This window comes from Streptomyces sp. NPDC001068 (genome assembly GCF_042897315.1).
GTDB lineage: Bacteria > Actinomycetota > Actinomycetes > Streptomycetales > Streptomycetaceae > Streptomyces.
The window spans coordinates 460,611-474,709 of record NZ_JBIAYD010000005.1 but is presented as its reverse complement, the minus strand read 5'-3'; the positions used below and the strand labels follow the sequence as shown (position 1 = coordinate 474,709).

The window sequence follows — 14,099 nt, the reverse complement described above, 5'->3', positions numbered from 1 at the left end:
TGACCTGGTGTTTCCTCGAAAATCTCCTAGGCTGGGGGTGCTTTGTCGGACATCCTCGGAGGGGACATCGTGAGCGAGGAATCCACGCGATTCGACGCCAGCATGATCACGGTTCTGGAAGGTCTGGAGGCTGTTCGGAGGCGGCCCGGGATGTACATCGGATCGGTCGGTGAACGCGGGCTTCACAACATGGTGTTCGAGGCCGCCGAGCCTGCACTGAACGAGATCCTCGGCGGCACCGCGACCCGTGTCGAGATCACCCTCACCGCCGACGGAGGCATCCGTGTCGCCGACGACGGCACGGGCGTCCCGGTCGAGCACGCCGGCCACACCGAAGGACCTCCGCTGGAGTCCCGGCTGACCGTGCTCTGCTGCGCATCACGGCCCGCCGACCGCCGCTCGCTGTACGGCAACGCCTTCGGTTGCGGGCTGGCCGTCGTCAACGCACTGTCACGCCGCCTGACGGCTGAGGTCAGGCGCGACGGCGCCGGCTGGGTGCTCGACTGCGAGCGAGGCGTGGTCCTCGCCGCGCCCACCCACACCGGGCCGGCGGACGGAAGCGGGACCACGGTCGCCTTCTGGCCCGATGCCGAGATCTTCGAGACGCTGGAGTTCCCGTTCGATGCGCTGGCCGAGCGCTGCAGGGAACTCGCCTTCCTCAACAAAGACTTGGACATCACACTCGCCGATGACCGTGACCCCACGGCACCGCGGGGCGTCCGCTTCCGTTTCCCGGGCGGGCCGCGCGACCACGTCGTGGAGCAGAGCCCCCTCTCGCGCCCGGACGTGACCGGTTTCGAACGCGAGTACCCCGGGATGGGGGGAACCGTCGAGGTGGCACTCGCCTGGTGCGACTCCCGCGAGCAGCGGATCGCCGGCTACGCCAACAGCCGGCCGACGACCAGCGGCGGAACACACGAGCTCGGCTTCCACGACGGCCTGGCGGCGGCGGTCAACGCCTACGCCCGGGAACGGAAGTTGCTCAAGCCGTCCGACCCCGACTTCTCCCACGCCCAGTTGTGCGCGGGCCTGACCGCGGTCGTGTCGGTGAAACTCGACCACCCCGAGTTCGAGGGGGCCACCCTCGGCCGACTGGGCAACGGACTCGTGCGCGAGTGCGTCGCCCAGGCCGTCCAGGAGCACCTGACGGCCTGGCTCCGCGCCAACCCGGTTCGGGCGAAGGCCGTTCTGGCCCGGATCTCGATGACCGCACGCGACTGACAGCAGTACGCCCCGGACACCGACCGGCACCTCGTCGGGGGCGCACCGTCACCGGCGTTTCCACCCGGACCGACCGGCGTCTTCCTTCGTAACCGCCGACCCGTGCGGCTCGGGGCCGCAGACGGATGACAGCGGACAGGGCTCCGCGGAACCTCGCCCCCGACCGGGCCGCACCGCTTCGGGTGCCGCACTTGGGCCGGCAGGTCTCAGGGAAGTTCGGTGCGCTCGGTCCTGCTCGCCCTGACGCGGTCGGCGGCGAGCCGGCGGGCCTCTGTGCCAGTGAGCGGGGGTGGCGGTGGGCGGCGCTGCACGAGCCCGGCGTGCGCCGGTAAGCGCGAGATGGTCCGTGGTCCCACCGGATCGCCGCCGTCTTCGCTCCCCGCCTGCGCCTCGCGGGCGGATTCGACAAATTTATGTAGATTCCAGCTTTGTGCCAGGACGTAACGCAATCAGCCGTCGATCGGTGCTCAAGGCCATCCCAGCGGGCCTCGCAACGCGCCCGGGCGGGCTCCCCGCCGAACGGCCCGCGGCGGTGCCGTCCGTGCCGTTTCCGCAGCCGGCCGTGGTCGCCTCACGGCCGGTGCCGGGGCGGGGTTCGCCGGTGCTCGACCACACCCTCGACGTCCGGTTCACCGGCATCGCCGTCCCGGGCTACGGCCCCGTCACCACGCGCACCTACAACGGGGCTGTTCCCGGGCCGACTCTGCGCGTGCGCGGTGGGGACGTGCTGCGGCTGACGCACGTCAACGGCCTGCCGCCCAACCCGCCCCACGAGGGCGATCACAACAGGCCCCACCACGCCAACAGCTTCAACCTGCACACCCACGGCATGCACGTCTCCCCGTCCGGGCACGCCGACAACGTCCTGCGCGAGTTCGCGCCGCGCACGGCGGCCGAGGCCGCCGCCGGTGCGGCGGAACCGCGGTACGTGACGGTCGTCGACATTCCGGCCGACCATCCCGCGGGCACCTACTGGTACCACCCCCACCTGCACGGATCCACGGCCGAACAGATCGCCGGCGGAATGGCCGGGGTCATCGTCGTCGAGGGCGACGTCGACGACGTACCCGAGATCAAGGCGGCCGCCGACGTCGTCGTCTGCGTCAGCGAACTCAAACTCGAGGACGGCAAGGTCCCCGCCTTCACGTCGGGCCACTGGATGACCGGTGTCCCGTCCGTCTTCACCGTCAACGGCGCCGTCAACCCCACCCTCACGCTGCGCCCGGGCGAGGTCCAGCGGTGGAGGCTGGTGGCCGCGACCGCCTTCACCGCCCTCCGGCTCACGATCGGCCCGGAGCGCGGCAGGCCTTCCCTGCACCAGATCGCGCAGGACGGTGTCACCTTCGCCGGACCGGTGCCCAGGACGCAGGTGCATCTGGCCATGGGCAACCGCGCCGACGTCCTCGTGCGGGGCGGCGCACCCGGCGACTACACCCTGCGGGCGGCCGGAGTGCCCGCGCCGCTGATGACGATCCGGGTGACGGGAGAGCCGCTGGACCCGCCGATGGCGCTGCCGGTCTCACTGCCGCCGGGAAGACCCTTCCTCGACGAGCGGGAGGTGGCGAACCCCGACGCGGACCGGGAGGTCGTCTTCCACGCCGACGCCGGCGTCTTCACGGGGGCCTTCCCCAACGCCTTCCGGATGCTCGGCACGAACGCCACCCCGGCGGCGGATCCCGACGGCGACCTCACCCACGACCCGGCCTACGGCCTGTTCGACCCCGACCACATCAATCACACCCTGCGCCTGGGCACCGTAGAACGATGGACGGTCCGCAGCGACGAGACCATGCCCGCGTTCAACCACCCCTTCCACCTCCACACCAACCAGATCCTTCTCACCCACAGGAACGGCGAACGGCTCGACCCGCCCGTCTGGCACGACACCGTCGGACTGACCGGCGGTACACCCGGCCAGTCCGCCACGTTCCTGGTCAGGTACGAGGACTTCACCGGCCGCACCATCGCCCACTGCCACCAACTCCACCACGAGGACCTCGGCATGATGCAGACCGTCGACTACGTGCAAGGCCCTGCGCCGGCACCCCGAGACCGGCGCCCTGCCGGGTCCGGCGGGCCACGCCGCTCCTCATCGCCGGCGTGACCGGTGCGCCGGCCGGATGGCCTGCTTCACGGTGGTGCCGGCCGCGCCGCGCCCGGACCGGCACCCGTCCCGCGCCGTCCCGCCGACGGCCAGGTCCTCAGGCGCCCTGGAGGGCGGTGAGCACCCGCTCGGCCGCGCTGACGCTGGACTGCGGATTCTGGCCCGTGATCAGGTTGCCGTCGACGACCACGGTGTCCGACCAGGGGGAGCCGGTCTTCAGCAGCGCCCCGCGCTCCGCGAGGCGGCTCTCCACCAGCCACGGCGCGGCGTCGCCGAGACCGCCCTGGCGCTCCTCCTCGTCGGTGAAGCCGGTGAGGGTGCGGCCCTCGAAGACGAACGTGCCGTCGGCGCGCTCCGCGCTGAGCAGGGCGGCGACACCGTGGCACAGGGCGGCGACGGTCCCGCCCCGGCCGTCCGCCTCGACCAGCAGGGCGCCGAGTTCCGCGCTGGCGGCCAGGTCGGCCATCGGGGCGTGGCCGCCGGGCAGGAAGAGGGCGTCGTAGTCGGTGCCACGGACGGCCGCGAGATCGAGCGGGGCCGACAGATCCGCTTCGACTGACTCCAGGTAGGCGCGCAGGGCGGCACCGGTGGCCGGATCCACCCCGCCTCGCTCGTCCAGGGACACCGGGTCCACCGTCGGCCGGACACCGCCGGGGGTGGCGATGTCGACCTGGTGGCCGGCCTCGACGAGCACGCGGTGCGAGGCGGCGACCTCCTCGGCCCAGTAGCCCGTGGGGTGGGCGCTGCCGTCGGCCAGGACCAGGGTGTCGGAAGCCGAGATGACCATCAGGATCTTCGCCATGGGAAAGGGACCTCTTCTCGGACGGGGACGCGGTTCGGGTGCGTCCCGGTGTCGGTGACGCCGTCCAGCATCCATCAGGTCCGCTCTGCCATCACGTTCGTTCCATAAGCCTGCTTATGTATCGTGGTTGCGTGACCGAGCTCGATCTGCTGACCACCTTCCTGGAGATCTACCGCCGAGGCTCACTGACGGCGGCCGCAGGTGCGCTGGGCGTCTCGCAGCCGGCCGTCAGCGGACAGCTCGCCCGGCTCGAGGAGCGGCTCGGCGACGACCTGTTCACCCGCTCGCGCAACGGTGCCCGCCCCACCGACCGGGCGCACGAGCTCGCCCGCCGCATCGGCCCCCACCTGGACGGCCTGCGCCAGGCATTGGCCGAGGACGCCGGCGAACCGGCCTGCCGGGGCACCGTGCGGATCGGTGCGGCGGGCGAGTTCACCCAGGCCCGGCTGCTGCCCGCGCTCGCCCCGCTCAGCCGCCGGGGGCTGGTCCTGCACATCACCCTCGGTCTCTCCGAGCCGCTGCTCGTCTCCCTCGCCGAGGGCGGTCTGGACCTGGTGGCGTCCTCCGTCCGTCCGCCGGCGAAGCTGCGCACACTGACCGCGACGCCCTTCGTGGACGAGGAGTTCCTGCTCGTGGGCACTCCGACGGCGGCCCGCTCCGTCGACCCGCTGCGGCTCGCGGAGGATCCCGTCGCGGCCCTGGCGCATCTGCCGCTGGTGGCCTACGCCGAGGAGTTGCCCATCATCCGGCGGTACTGGCGCAGTGAGTTCCGGAGCCGGCCGCCCAACCCGGTGTCCGTGGTGGTGCCCGACCTGCGGGCCGTCCTCACAGCGGTGATCGCCGACGCGGGGATCACGGTCCTTCCGCGCTACCTGGTCGAACCGGCGCTGAACGCCGGGTCCCTGGAGCAGTTGCACCGCACCCCGGTGCCGCCGCTCAACACCCTCTACCTCGTCACCCGCGCCGAGCCCGCCGCTCCCGCCGTCGAACTCGTCCGGCGCCGTCTCCTGGAACACGCCACCACCTGGGGACCACTGTGACCTCTGGCGGTCGGACGTAAGGTCCGAAAGCGCCGAGGAGCGCGGCCGAGCGGCCGGGAGCCGGTCCCGGGACCGGGGCGGGCGAGATCGCCGGCACCTGGCGCCGCGCGGTCACAGCCTCCTTATGGCTGGGCGGGGCCGACTGCAGGAACGCGTTGTCGGCGCAGGAGCAGGACTGCGGGCCTCCACAGGACGAGGGCCAGGCCGAGGCCGAGCGGGACCTGCAGGAACTGCTGGATCACCGGAGGCCCGGGCCTGCCCCCTCGCACGAGCGGGGCATCGCCCCGTGGATCGACGGTCACCGCGTACGTGCCGCCGACCACCCATTTCCAGCCCATGAGCCCGTTCTCCTCGATCGGTGCCAGCGGCGGGCCGTCGATGACGGTGACCGTGTAGCGGTGGGCGCCGGCGCCCATGCCGTCTCCGGCGGACCACCCGATCTGTCGGACCCTGACGTGTTCGGTACGCCCGTGCTGGTGCAGTGCCCGCTGGTCCAACTCCAGGTTCTGCAGGATCAGTACGCCCAAGAGGCACATCGCACCCACGAGCCATCTGAGGTCCACGTACCAGCACGTGCAGAGGAGCACGCAGCCGAGGAGGATCGCCGACGCGCCCAGCACGTCGATCCACGATTCGTGCGCGACGAAGGCTGTGCGCGCGACCAGACGCACGATCGCCCACAGCGCCAGCGCTGCTCCGGTGCTCGCGGCGCCCACCAGCACTCGCCGGCCCACGCCTGTCCGTCCTTGGCCCGCTTCCTCCGCGCTCACCCTCACCCCTGTCCTCGACGAGACCGTCGGCCCGGTGGTGCACGCCGTCCAATGTATGGATCGTTCAACGATCCTTCAATAGGATGAATAAACGTCCAACCGTCCGCTCCGTGGACGACGAGCAGCAACCACCCGGAGGACTGAGGGAGATGAACAGGCGTCAGTACGAAGAGGCCGACGACCACGGGCAGATCCTGTTCTGCGACGACCCCGCACTGCGGCTCGAGGGCGTGCTGATGGGCCTGGAGACCGCGGAGGGCACAGTCACCCTCGATCACGCTCAGACGCGTCACATGCCCACGGCCCTCTTCGAGTTCAGGCGGGCCCGGAGCGTCAACGGTTACGGAATCCAGTACGCCGTGCCGCAGGCGGCCTCGCTCGACGAGGTACCCGAGGAACCGCAGATCGAAGGCGCCATCCTGTTCGGCATGCGGCGCCTGCCGCCCGGGTTCTCCGACCTGCGCCTGCCCGAACCACCCCCGTCCGACGACGAGGTCCGCCTCGGCAGGAAGCGGCCCACCGTTTTCGACGAGCTGCGCATGCGCGAACCACCGCGACGCGACCCCGACGAGGTCTACTTCGGTATGAGACGCAGGCCGCCCGGCTACGCCGACCTGCGTTCGATCCCCGGATGGGAACTGCACGAGACACCCGATGACCAGCCAGGACCGTGGCAGCACTTCGGCCACGCCTACTCCAGGCTGGAACTGCGGATGCCGGACGGTGACCTCTACTCCCGGACCTGGGTCCCGCACGACCCCGAGTGGGAGGCCGCCGCCCTGCGTCAGGGACACGTCGTGTGCCTGTGCGGTGTGCAACTGGGAGTCCGCACGCCGTACGCGATGACCGCCGCGCAGTACACCCCGGACATGCGCCACGAATACTTCCGCAGCGGATGCGCGGTGGGCCTGACCGTCGGCGGACTCGTCGCCTATGTCGGCCACCGCTGACGCGCGGATCTCATGACGGACCTGCGTTTCGAGGCGTTCGGCCGGGACGCGGGACTCGCGAGCATCGCCGGAGTCCCGCCTGACCGGCACGTCCTGGCCGTCGCCTACGGCACAGGAACGCCGGGTCAGCGAGCGGCGACGCTGTCCGCAACCCCGGTCACGGGGGCCGCCTCGGTGTCGGGTTCGAGGGGTCGGGTGTTCTTCGGGCCGCGCAGGGTGACGTAGAGGAGCAGCACGGTCATGACGGCGGCGCCGACCCACATGGACCGCTGCCAGCCCTCGACGAAGGACTGCTGCGCCGCGTGGATCACGGCCTGGGCGTGGCCACCCGTCGTGGGGGCGACCTCGACGGCGTTGGCGATGCCCTCGCGGGCGGTGTCCGCGGCGGCGTCGGGGATGCCGTCGAGCTTGCCGTCGATGGCGCCGCGGTAGCCGTCGGCCAGGAGCGCGCCGAGCATCGCGACACCGAGGGCGGTGCCGAACTCGCGGGTGACGTCGTTCAGGGCGGAGGCAACGCCCTGCTTGGCGCGGGGCAGGGAGCCGGTGATGGCCTCGGTGGACGGCGTCATCGACAGACCCATCCCGACGCCCATGGCGAGCATGCCGGCCAGGATGGACAGGTACCCGCCGTCGACGGAGACGAACAGCGCCATCAACGCGAGGCCGATCGCGGCCAGGGCGACACCGACGGCCATGGTGGAGCGGGCGCCGATCCTGCCGGCCAGCTTGGGGGCCAGCCCCGACGCCGCCATCATCATGACGGCCATCGGCATCATCGCCACGGTGGACAGCAGTCCGGACCAGCCGAGCACGGCCTGGAAGAACGGGAAGAGGACGACGGCGATGCCCGCCTGGACGCCGAAGACGACGAGCAGGGTGACGGAACCGCCGGCCAGGCCGCGCTCGCGGAAGAGGCGTACGTCCAGCAGGGCGGTGTCGCGGCGGTGCAGTTGCCAGGCCACGAAGGCGGTGGCGGCGACGATGCCGACGGCCAGAGCGAGCAGGGTGACGAGGGCGGTCCAGCCGCGCTCCGGGCCTTCCTGCAGGACGAAGATGAGGCCGGTCACGGCGATGGCGAAGACCACCGCTCCGACGGCGTCGAAGGAATGGGAAGGCCGTTCACGGGAGTCGGGCACCGACTTCAGAGTCATCGCCAGCGCGACGACGGACAGCACCACGGGCAGGACGAACAACCAGCGCCAGTCGGCGACGTCGACCAGCAGGGCGGAGAGGAACATCCCGAGGATGCCGCCGCCTCCGGCGACGCCGGTCCACACGCCGATCGCCTTGCCGCGCTCCTCCTCGGGGAAGGTCGAGGTGATGACCGCGAGAGTGATCGGCATGATCATCGCCGCGCTGACGCCGGCGGCCACCCGCGCGGCGATCATCACCCCGGCAGACGGGGCGAGGCCGGCCACCACGCCGGCGGCGCCGAAGATGATCAGGCCCGTGATCAGCATGGGCTTGCGGCCGACGCGGTCACCGATCGCGCCGAGCGGCAGCAGCAGGGCGGAGAGGGCGAGGGTGTAGATGTTGATGATCCACAGGACGGTGGTCTGGGAGGCGCCGAACTCGACGGCCAGGTGGGTCTGGGCGACGTTCAGCCCGGACACCGAGGCGATGACGGCCATCAGCGCGATCGAGACGGTGACCAGGATCGCGCGCAGCTGACGCGCGTCCGGCGTTCCCCCGCCGGTATTGGGTCCGGGTACGGGTGCGGCCGCCTGGGGAGGCTGGTGGGTACTCATCGTTTCCTTCCGAATGGCATGCGGGACCGGCGCCGGGACAAGTCGGCGCCAGGTCGGTGGGACTGGGGGTGCTGCAGCCCTGACTGTTGGACGGCCCGTCGCACGGCGCTTCTCCGGCTCCGGACCGCCCTCGAAGCGGACGAGGTCATCCGTCGGTCGGCGGTGCGGCCAGGCGGGGGGGAAGTCCGCGCGGACATGTCGCGCCCTTTCGTAGAACGCGGCCCCCGTGCTGGACCGTCCGGCTCCGACGTTAGGCCCGCTTTGCATCAGGGGCATACGATGTTGCCCATGACGCAAGAAGATGGCCAGCTCGACAGCCTCGTACGCAAACGGATCCGCGCACTGCGCGTCGCACAGGGCTGGTCCCTGGAGGAGCTGGCCGGGCGGGCCAACCTCAGCCAGTCCTCACTGAGCCGCATCGAGAACGGTCAGCGCCGCCTCGCCCTGGACCAGCTCGTCACCCTCGCCCGCGCGCTGGACACCACCTTGGACCAGCTCGTGGAGAACGCCGCCGACGACGTCGTCATCAGCCCGATGATCGACGGCAAGCACGGCCTGATGCGCTGGCCGGTCAAGGGTGACCCCGGCATGAGCGTCATGCGTCAGCGAATGACCGACCCGCCGCCCGACAACCCGGCCCGCATGCGCGCCCACCCCGGACGCGAGTGGCTCGTCGTGCTGTCCGGCACCGCCGTACTCATGCTCGGCCACCGGCGCTTTCGCATCGAGACCAACCAGGCCGCGGAGTTTCCGACCATGATGCCGCACGCCATCGGCGCCGAGGGCGGCCCCTGCGAGATCATGGGCATCTTCGACCGCGACGCCCGCCGCGGTCACCAGAGGTACGCCGATGCCGATGACTCCGACGCCGGCTGAGGAGCCGCTCGGAGCCCCGGGAAGGGCGTCCGCGGTCACCCGTAGCGCCTCGGCCCGGTCGGCGATGTTGCGTGACCGGCAGGACAGCAAGCCATCCTCTTGCGCATTCCGCAAGGAACCCTGCGGCAGGCGCATGTCGACCCTACGGTGACGCCATGTCCCACACGCATCATCAGACCCCCCGCCACGACGACGGCGTCCATCGACCCGAGCACGAACACGAACACGCACACGACCGCGACCGCGACAGTCGCCACGACCACGACGACCGCGGTCAGGCAGAGATCCTCGAGCTGGACGCCGAGGTACTCGCCCAGCACATGGCGGCCGTCACCGCGTGGCTGCCGCTGAAGAGCGAGCCGCGTCAGATCGTGGACCTGGGGTGCGGAACCGGCGCGGGCACCTTCGCGCTCCTCGAACGCTTCCCCGATGCCCACGTCACCGGCGTCGACAGCTCGGCGGGACACCTGCGGCTCCTGCACGAGAAGGCCGCCGCCCGCGGTGTCGAGGGACGCACAAGGACCGTGCGGGCCGACCTCGACGCCAGTCACTGGCCCGACCTCGGCAGGCCGGATCTGGTGTGGGCCTCGGCCTCGCTGCACCACATGGCCGACCCCGACCGCGCCCTGGCGAGCGTCCGTGAACTGCTCGCTCCCGGCGGCCTGTTCGCCGTCGTCGAGCTCACGGACTTTCCCCGCTTCCTGCCCGCACACGCTCCGGAGAAGCGGCCTGGCCTCGAAGAGCGCGTCCACGCCGCGATCGACAGCTTCCACGCCGAGCGTGTTCCGCACCGCGGCGCAGACTGGCGGACGACGCTGACGGCCGCCGGCTTCACCGTCGAGGACGAGCGCACCCTCACGGTCGACATCGCCGGTGAGCGCAGCGAGGCTGTCGGCCGCTACGCCTACGGCAGCCTGCAGCGCATCCGCGCCGTCGCGGCACCCGCCCTCGCCGCCGAGGACCTGGCCGCACTCGACGAGCTCCTCGACATCAGCGGCCCGAACTGCCTTCTGCACCGCGAGGATCTCGCCGTTCGCACCGAGCGCACCGTCTGGGCAGCCCGCCGCGCCTGACCCCCGGCCAGGCATGCCGGGTTGGCCGGCGGACCGCATCAGCAAGCCCCAAACCTTCGTGGGGCGGGAGCAGGAACGAGCGTCGGTCCGACGCATGACGCGTCGGACCGACGAGCCGAGGTCAGTCGCGGAACGCGATCCTGATCGGGGTGCGGACGGAGTGGCGGGGAAGGGTGATCGTCAGTGTGTCCGTGGTGGCGTCCCAGGTGTAGGCGTGGGCGGACAGGGTGGCGCCGGCGGCCGTGACGCGGGTCGGCGCCTGTGTCCCGCGGACCGACACCGTCCAGGTGCGCTGCCGGGGCTGGCCGTGGAACGTTCCCCGGGCCGGGCCGATCGTCAGGGTGTGGACGTCGCCGGACTCCTTGTAGCGGACGGGGGTGGTGGCGCTGCGGGCCCGGCCGACGGCCTTGCCGTCGTCCTCGTAGAGGGTGGTGGAGCCGGAGGCCCCGGCGGCGACGGTGAGGGTGACGTCGGTCAGGGGGGCGAGATCGTCCGCGGCGACGTCGTGGGTCCGGGTGGGCACGATGCCGCCGGCCCTGACGAAGACGGGCATCGTGTCGAGACCGGTGGTGATGTCCTGGGTCGTACCACCGGTGTAGGTCTTGCCCGTGAAGTAGTCGGTCCACCGGCCCGGCGGGAACCAGACCGAGGTGGTGGCCGAGGTGCCGCCGGTGGTGACGGGGGCGACCAGCATGTCGGAGCCGTAGAAGTACTCGCTGTCGGCCGTCGTGTAGGCCTTCTCCTCGTCCGGGTACTCCAGGTACGTGGGCCGGACGATCGGCAGGCCGGTGCTGTTCGCCTCCTCCGCGAGCGTGTACGTGTACGGGACCAGCGCCTCACGGAGGTTGAGGAACTTGTCCGCCGACTTCCGCGCCGCCGTGCCGTACTGCCAGGGCAGCCGGTCGCTGTGGTTGCTGTGCAGGCGGTCGATCGGCTGGAAGGTGCCGAGTTGGACCCAGCGGGCGTAGAGGTCGTCGGGCAGCTTGTGCGTGGTGTAGGTCCTGCCGTCCGAGGTGTAGGTCTCCGAACCGGTCAGCCCCGTGGTGTCGTTGTGGCCGCCGATGTCGTGGGTGATGGCCGCCATGCCGGTCGCCGCCGACTCCCCCGGGGTGTAGCCGACTTCGAGTTTCAGCGTGCCCCAGGTGGACGAGGTGTCGCCGGTGAAGTGGACCGTGGAGCGCTTGTCCGCCCACGGCCCGGTGGGCAACCCCTGCTGGCCGCTGTAGCCGCCGGCCTGGAGTGATCCGTAGGCCCGGGAGAGGACGAAGCCGCGCCCGATCCGCTGTGCGGTGGCGGTGGCGTACTGCTGGTTGATCCAGGCGTCCGGGGTGACGCCGGGAAGGGTCGAACGGGCCGCGTCGCAGCACCAGTCGAGCCACCAGAAGTCGTTGCCCTGATCGTCCATCGTGCGGTGCAGGTCCAGGTACGCCTTGAGCTGGTCGGGGTCGCCGAAGTCGAAGGTGTAGCAGTCGTCCCCGGCGCCCGAGGCGCAACCGCCCTTCACCAGCTTGCCCTTGGCCGTGGCCTGCGCCTGGGCGAACTGCGGGTCGGACGCGAGGATGCTGGGGTGCACGTTGAGCGTGTTGTGCAGGCCCTGGGCGGCGGACCAGTCGAAGAAGCCCTTGGGGTCCGGGAACTTCACCGGATCCATCTCCCAGCCGCTCCAGCTGTTGACGGCCTTGAAGTCCGTGTCGGTCACCAGGACGTCGAGGGGGACGCCCTCGGAGCGGAACGCCGGCAGGATCGTGTTCCGGTAGTCCGCCGCGGTGCGGTCGATGTACTCCGAGTACCAGACGCCGTAGGCCCATTGGGGAAGGAGCGCGGGCGGCCCGGTGAGGGTGGCCAGGTCGGCGAGGCCCTGCTTGTAGTCGTGCCCGTACGCGAACAGGTAGCCGTCCTGGTACGGGGCGCCGCCGTGTCCGGGACGCTGCGTCACCTTCTGCGTGCCGGTGTCGTAGAGCGCAGAGGTCGTGTCGTCGAGCAGGTACCAGCCGTCGCGGTCGAGCAGTCCCGGCGTGGTGACGAGGGGGCCGCCGTTGCCGGTCACGCCGTCGAGTCCGCGCCGGTAGCCGCCGAGGGCGATGTGCGGGGGCGGGGCCGCGCCGGTGGGCGTGGTGACCGCGAGGGTGTCCGCGTTGACGTGGCAGCTCGTGGCGTCGGGGCAGCTGAGCGTGATGTCGTCGGTTCCGGCCTTCAGGGTGACGGGGACGGAGGCGGTGCCCCAGGTGTCCCAGTCCGCGGTGGCGGGCATCGACAGCGTGCCGCTGGTGCCGGCGGCGGACACCGTGGCGGTGCGTGTCCGGTGCAGGCCGTCGCCGCCGGTGCCGTTGGCGTAGCGCACGTGCAGGGTGTAGTCGCCGTCGGCGGGGACGCCCACCACGTGGGTGGTCAGGGTCGAGCCCTGGTTCAGCTCGGCGACGAAGCCGCCCCCGGCGTACCCCTTGTGGTCGGTGGCCCTGACGGCCGTGCCGTCGGTACGGGCGGCCTCCGCCTCGCAGCTCACGGCGAACCGGCAGTCGGCCGCGGCCGTGCTGGAGACGGGCGGGTACGGGTCGCCGGGGCGTACGACGGCGACGCTGTCCACGTTGACGTTCCCGGAGTCCGTGGCCGTCCGGGTGAGGGCGAGCGTGTGGTGTCCGGCCGCGAGGTGCAGGGACGCGGTCGCGAGCTTCCAGGTGTCCCAGTCCGCCGTGGCGGGCAGGCTGACCGTCTGCGGGTTGCCGCCGTCGACGGTGACGGACAGCGTGCGGGTCTGCGTCTGTCCGTCGCCACCGCGGGAGTTGGCGTACCGCAGGGCGAACTGGTAGTCCGCCGCGGCGCTGACATCGATGTCAGAAGTGAGGGAACCGCCGGTGCCCTGGAATCCCGCGGCGAAGCCCGTGCCCGTGTAGCCGGTGTGGTCGGTGGCCACCGAGACCCCGTCGAGCCGGAGGTTCTCCGCCTCGCACAACTCGCCGGTGCGGCAGGTGAGATGCTGCCAGGGAGTGGCGGTCGCCGGGGCGCCGCCCGCCGTCGTGGCGACGGAGAGGTTACCGGTGTCGAACTGGCCCGAGTCGATCCGGTAGCGCAGGGTCATGGCGCTGGTCCGGACGGTCAGCCAGCCGTCGGACCGGTCGGCGGTGTAGGCGGCGGGGGTGAATCCGGCGCGCCCGATGGCGTTGAAGGTCGGGGCGTCGGTGAACTTGCCGTCACCCGCGTACTCGGTGCGGATCAGTGTCGGCGAGAGTATCTCGAAGCGGGCGTCCCCGGCGGTGACGGACGGGATCCGCAGCCGGGGGCTGCCGGCCGTACTCGTCGCGCCTTGAGCCGACGCGGTCGACGCACCGGAGAGGGCGACGGCGGCGACCGTGCCGAGGGCGGCGGCGATCCCCGCCCATCGGCGCGGGGATCTCGACCGCCGTCTCCTGTGAAGAGACCTCATGAGTGACTCCGTTCTCGGTGACCGGTGACGGACCCTGCCGCACCCGCACGCGGGTGTGGGACTCCGCTGGTTTCAACGATGCAAAAGCACAGGG

Annotated in this window: 10 protein-coding genes; 6 read left to right on the top strand and 4 right to left on the bottom strand. The window is 71.4% G+C overall.

Features of this window, described 5'->3' with window-relative positions; translation table 11 throughout:
* Positions 1-69: 69 nt before the first annotated feature.
* The gene (locus ACFY3I_RS17150; protein WP_390861261.1) at positions 70-1,221 is read left to right on the top strand and encodes an ATP-binding protein; all 1,152 of its coding nucleotides are present in this window, start codon (positions 70-72) and stop codon (positions 1,219-1,221) included.
* A gap of 541 nt (positions 1,222-1,762) precedes the next feature.
* Positions 1,763-3,325 carry a multicopper oxidase family protein gene (locus ACFY3I_RS17145; protein ID WP_390861260.1) on the top strand — a complete coding sequence of 521 codons (1,563 nt, stop codon included), beginning with the start codon at positions 1,763-1,765 and terminating at the stop codon, positions 3,323-3,325.
* Positions 3,326-3,422: 97 nt separating this feature from the next.
* Here the strand turns inward: ACFY3I_RS17145 and ACFY3I_RS17140 are convergent, their stop codons facing one another.
* The gene (locus ACFY3I_RS17140; RefSeq protein WP_390861259.1) at positions 3,423-4,127 is read right to left on the bottom strand and encodes a type 1 glutamine amidotransferase domain-containing protein; all 705 of its coding nucleotides are present in this window, start codon (positions 4,125-4,127) and stop codon (positions 3,423-3,425) included.
* A gap of 131 nt (positions 4,128-4,258) precedes the next feature.
* Between ACFY3I_RS17140 and ACFY3I_RS17135 the strand changes: the two genes are divergently transcribed.
* Positions 4,259-5,167 carry a LysR family transcriptional regulator gene (locus ACFY3I_RS17135; protein ID WP_390861258.1) on the top strand — a complete coding sequence of 303 codons (909 nt, stop codon included), beginning with the start codon at positions 4,259-4,261 and terminating at the stop codon, positions 5,165-5,167.
* A 122-nt stretch (positions 5,168-5,289) separates the two neighbouring features.
* On the opposite strand, the gene ACFY3I_RS17130 is transcribed toward ACFY3I_RS17135, so the two are convergent.
* On the bottom strand, positions 5,290-5,901 hold the full coding sequence (locus ACFY3I_RS17130; RefSeq protein ID WP_390861257.1) for a hypothetical protein: 612 nt from the start codon (positions 5,899-5,901) through the stop codon (positions 5,290-5,292).
* A gap of 185 nt (positions 5,902-6,086) precedes the next feature.
* On the opposite strand from ACFY3I_RS17130, the gene ACFY3I_RS17125 reads away from it, so the two are divergent.
* Positions 6,087-6,887 carry a hypothetical protein gene (locus ACFY3I_RS17125; protein ID WP_390861256.1) on the top strand — a complete coding sequence of 267 codons (801 nt, stop codon included), beginning with the start codon at positions 6,087-6,089 and terminating at the stop codon, positions 6,885-6,887.
* A gap of 125 nt (positions 6,888-7,012) precedes the next feature.
* On the opposite strand, the gene ACFY3I_RS17120 is transcribed toward ACFY3I_RS17125, so the two are convergent.
* Positions 7,013-8,635 (bottom strand): MFS transporter, encoded by a 1,623-nt coding sequence (locus ACFY3I_RS17120; RefSeq protein ID WP_390861255.1) that lies wholly within the window; start codon positions 8,633-8,635, stop codon positions 7,013-7,015.
* A gap of 288 nt (positions 8,636-8,923) precedes the next feature.
* Between ACFY3I_RS17120 and ACFY3I_RS17115 the strand changes: the two genes are divergently transcribed.
* Together ACFY3I_RS17115 and ACFY3I_RS17110 are read left to right on the top strand one after the other, a co-directional pair.
* A complete protein-coding gene (locus ACFY3I_RS17115) occupies positions 8,924-9,511 on the top strand; it encodes a helix-turn-helix domain-containing protein (RefSeq protein ID WP_390861254.1) in 588 nt (195 codons plus the stop codon).
* Positions 9,512-9,666: 155 nt separating this feature from the next.
* On the top strand, positions 9,667-10,584 hold the full coding sequence (locus ACFY3I_RS17110) for a class I SAM-dependent methyltransferase (RefSeq protein ID WP_390861253.1): 918 nt from the start codon (positions 9,667-9,669) through the stop codon (positions 10,582-10,584).
* Between the two features lie 121 nt (positions 10,585-10,705).
* Here the strand turns inward: ACFY3I_RS17110 and ACFY3I_RS17105 are convergent, their stop codons facing one another.
* Positions 10,706-14,005, bottom strand: a complete 3,300-nt coding sequence (locus ACFY3I_RS17105) for a TIM-barrel domain-containing protein (RefSeq protein ID WP_390861252.1) — start codon at positions 14,003-14,005, stop codon at positions 10,706-10,708.
* Positions 14,006-14,099: the final 94 nt, after the last annotated feature.

Bases quoted from the DNA above. Each gene is read 5' to 3' on its own strand.
- ACFY3I_RS17140 (WP_390861259.1), bottom strand. From the start codon at position 4,127: ATGGCGAAGATCCTGATGGTCATCTCGGCTTCCGACACCCTGGTCCTG.
- ACFY3I_RS17125 (WP_390861256.1), top strand. From the start codon at position 6,087: ATGAACAGGCGTCAGTACGAAGAGGCCGACGACCACGGGCAGATCCTG.
- ACFY3I_RS17120 (WP_390861255.1), bottom strand. From the start codon at position 8,635: ATGAGTACCCACCAGCCTCCCCAGGCGGCCGCACCCGTACCCGGACCC.
- ACFY3I_RS17115 (WP_390861254.1), top strand. From the start codon at position 8,924: ATGACGCAAGAAGATGGCCAGCTCGACAGCCTCGTACGCAAACGGATC.
- ACFY3I_RS17110 (WP_390861253.1), top strand. From the start codon at position 9,667: ATGTCCCACACGCATCATCAGACCCCCCGCCACGACGACGGCGTCCAT.
- ACFY3I_RS17105 (WP_390861252.1), bottom strand. From the start codon at position 14,005: ATGAGGTCTCTTCACAGGAGACGGCGGTCGAGATCCCCGCGCCGATGG.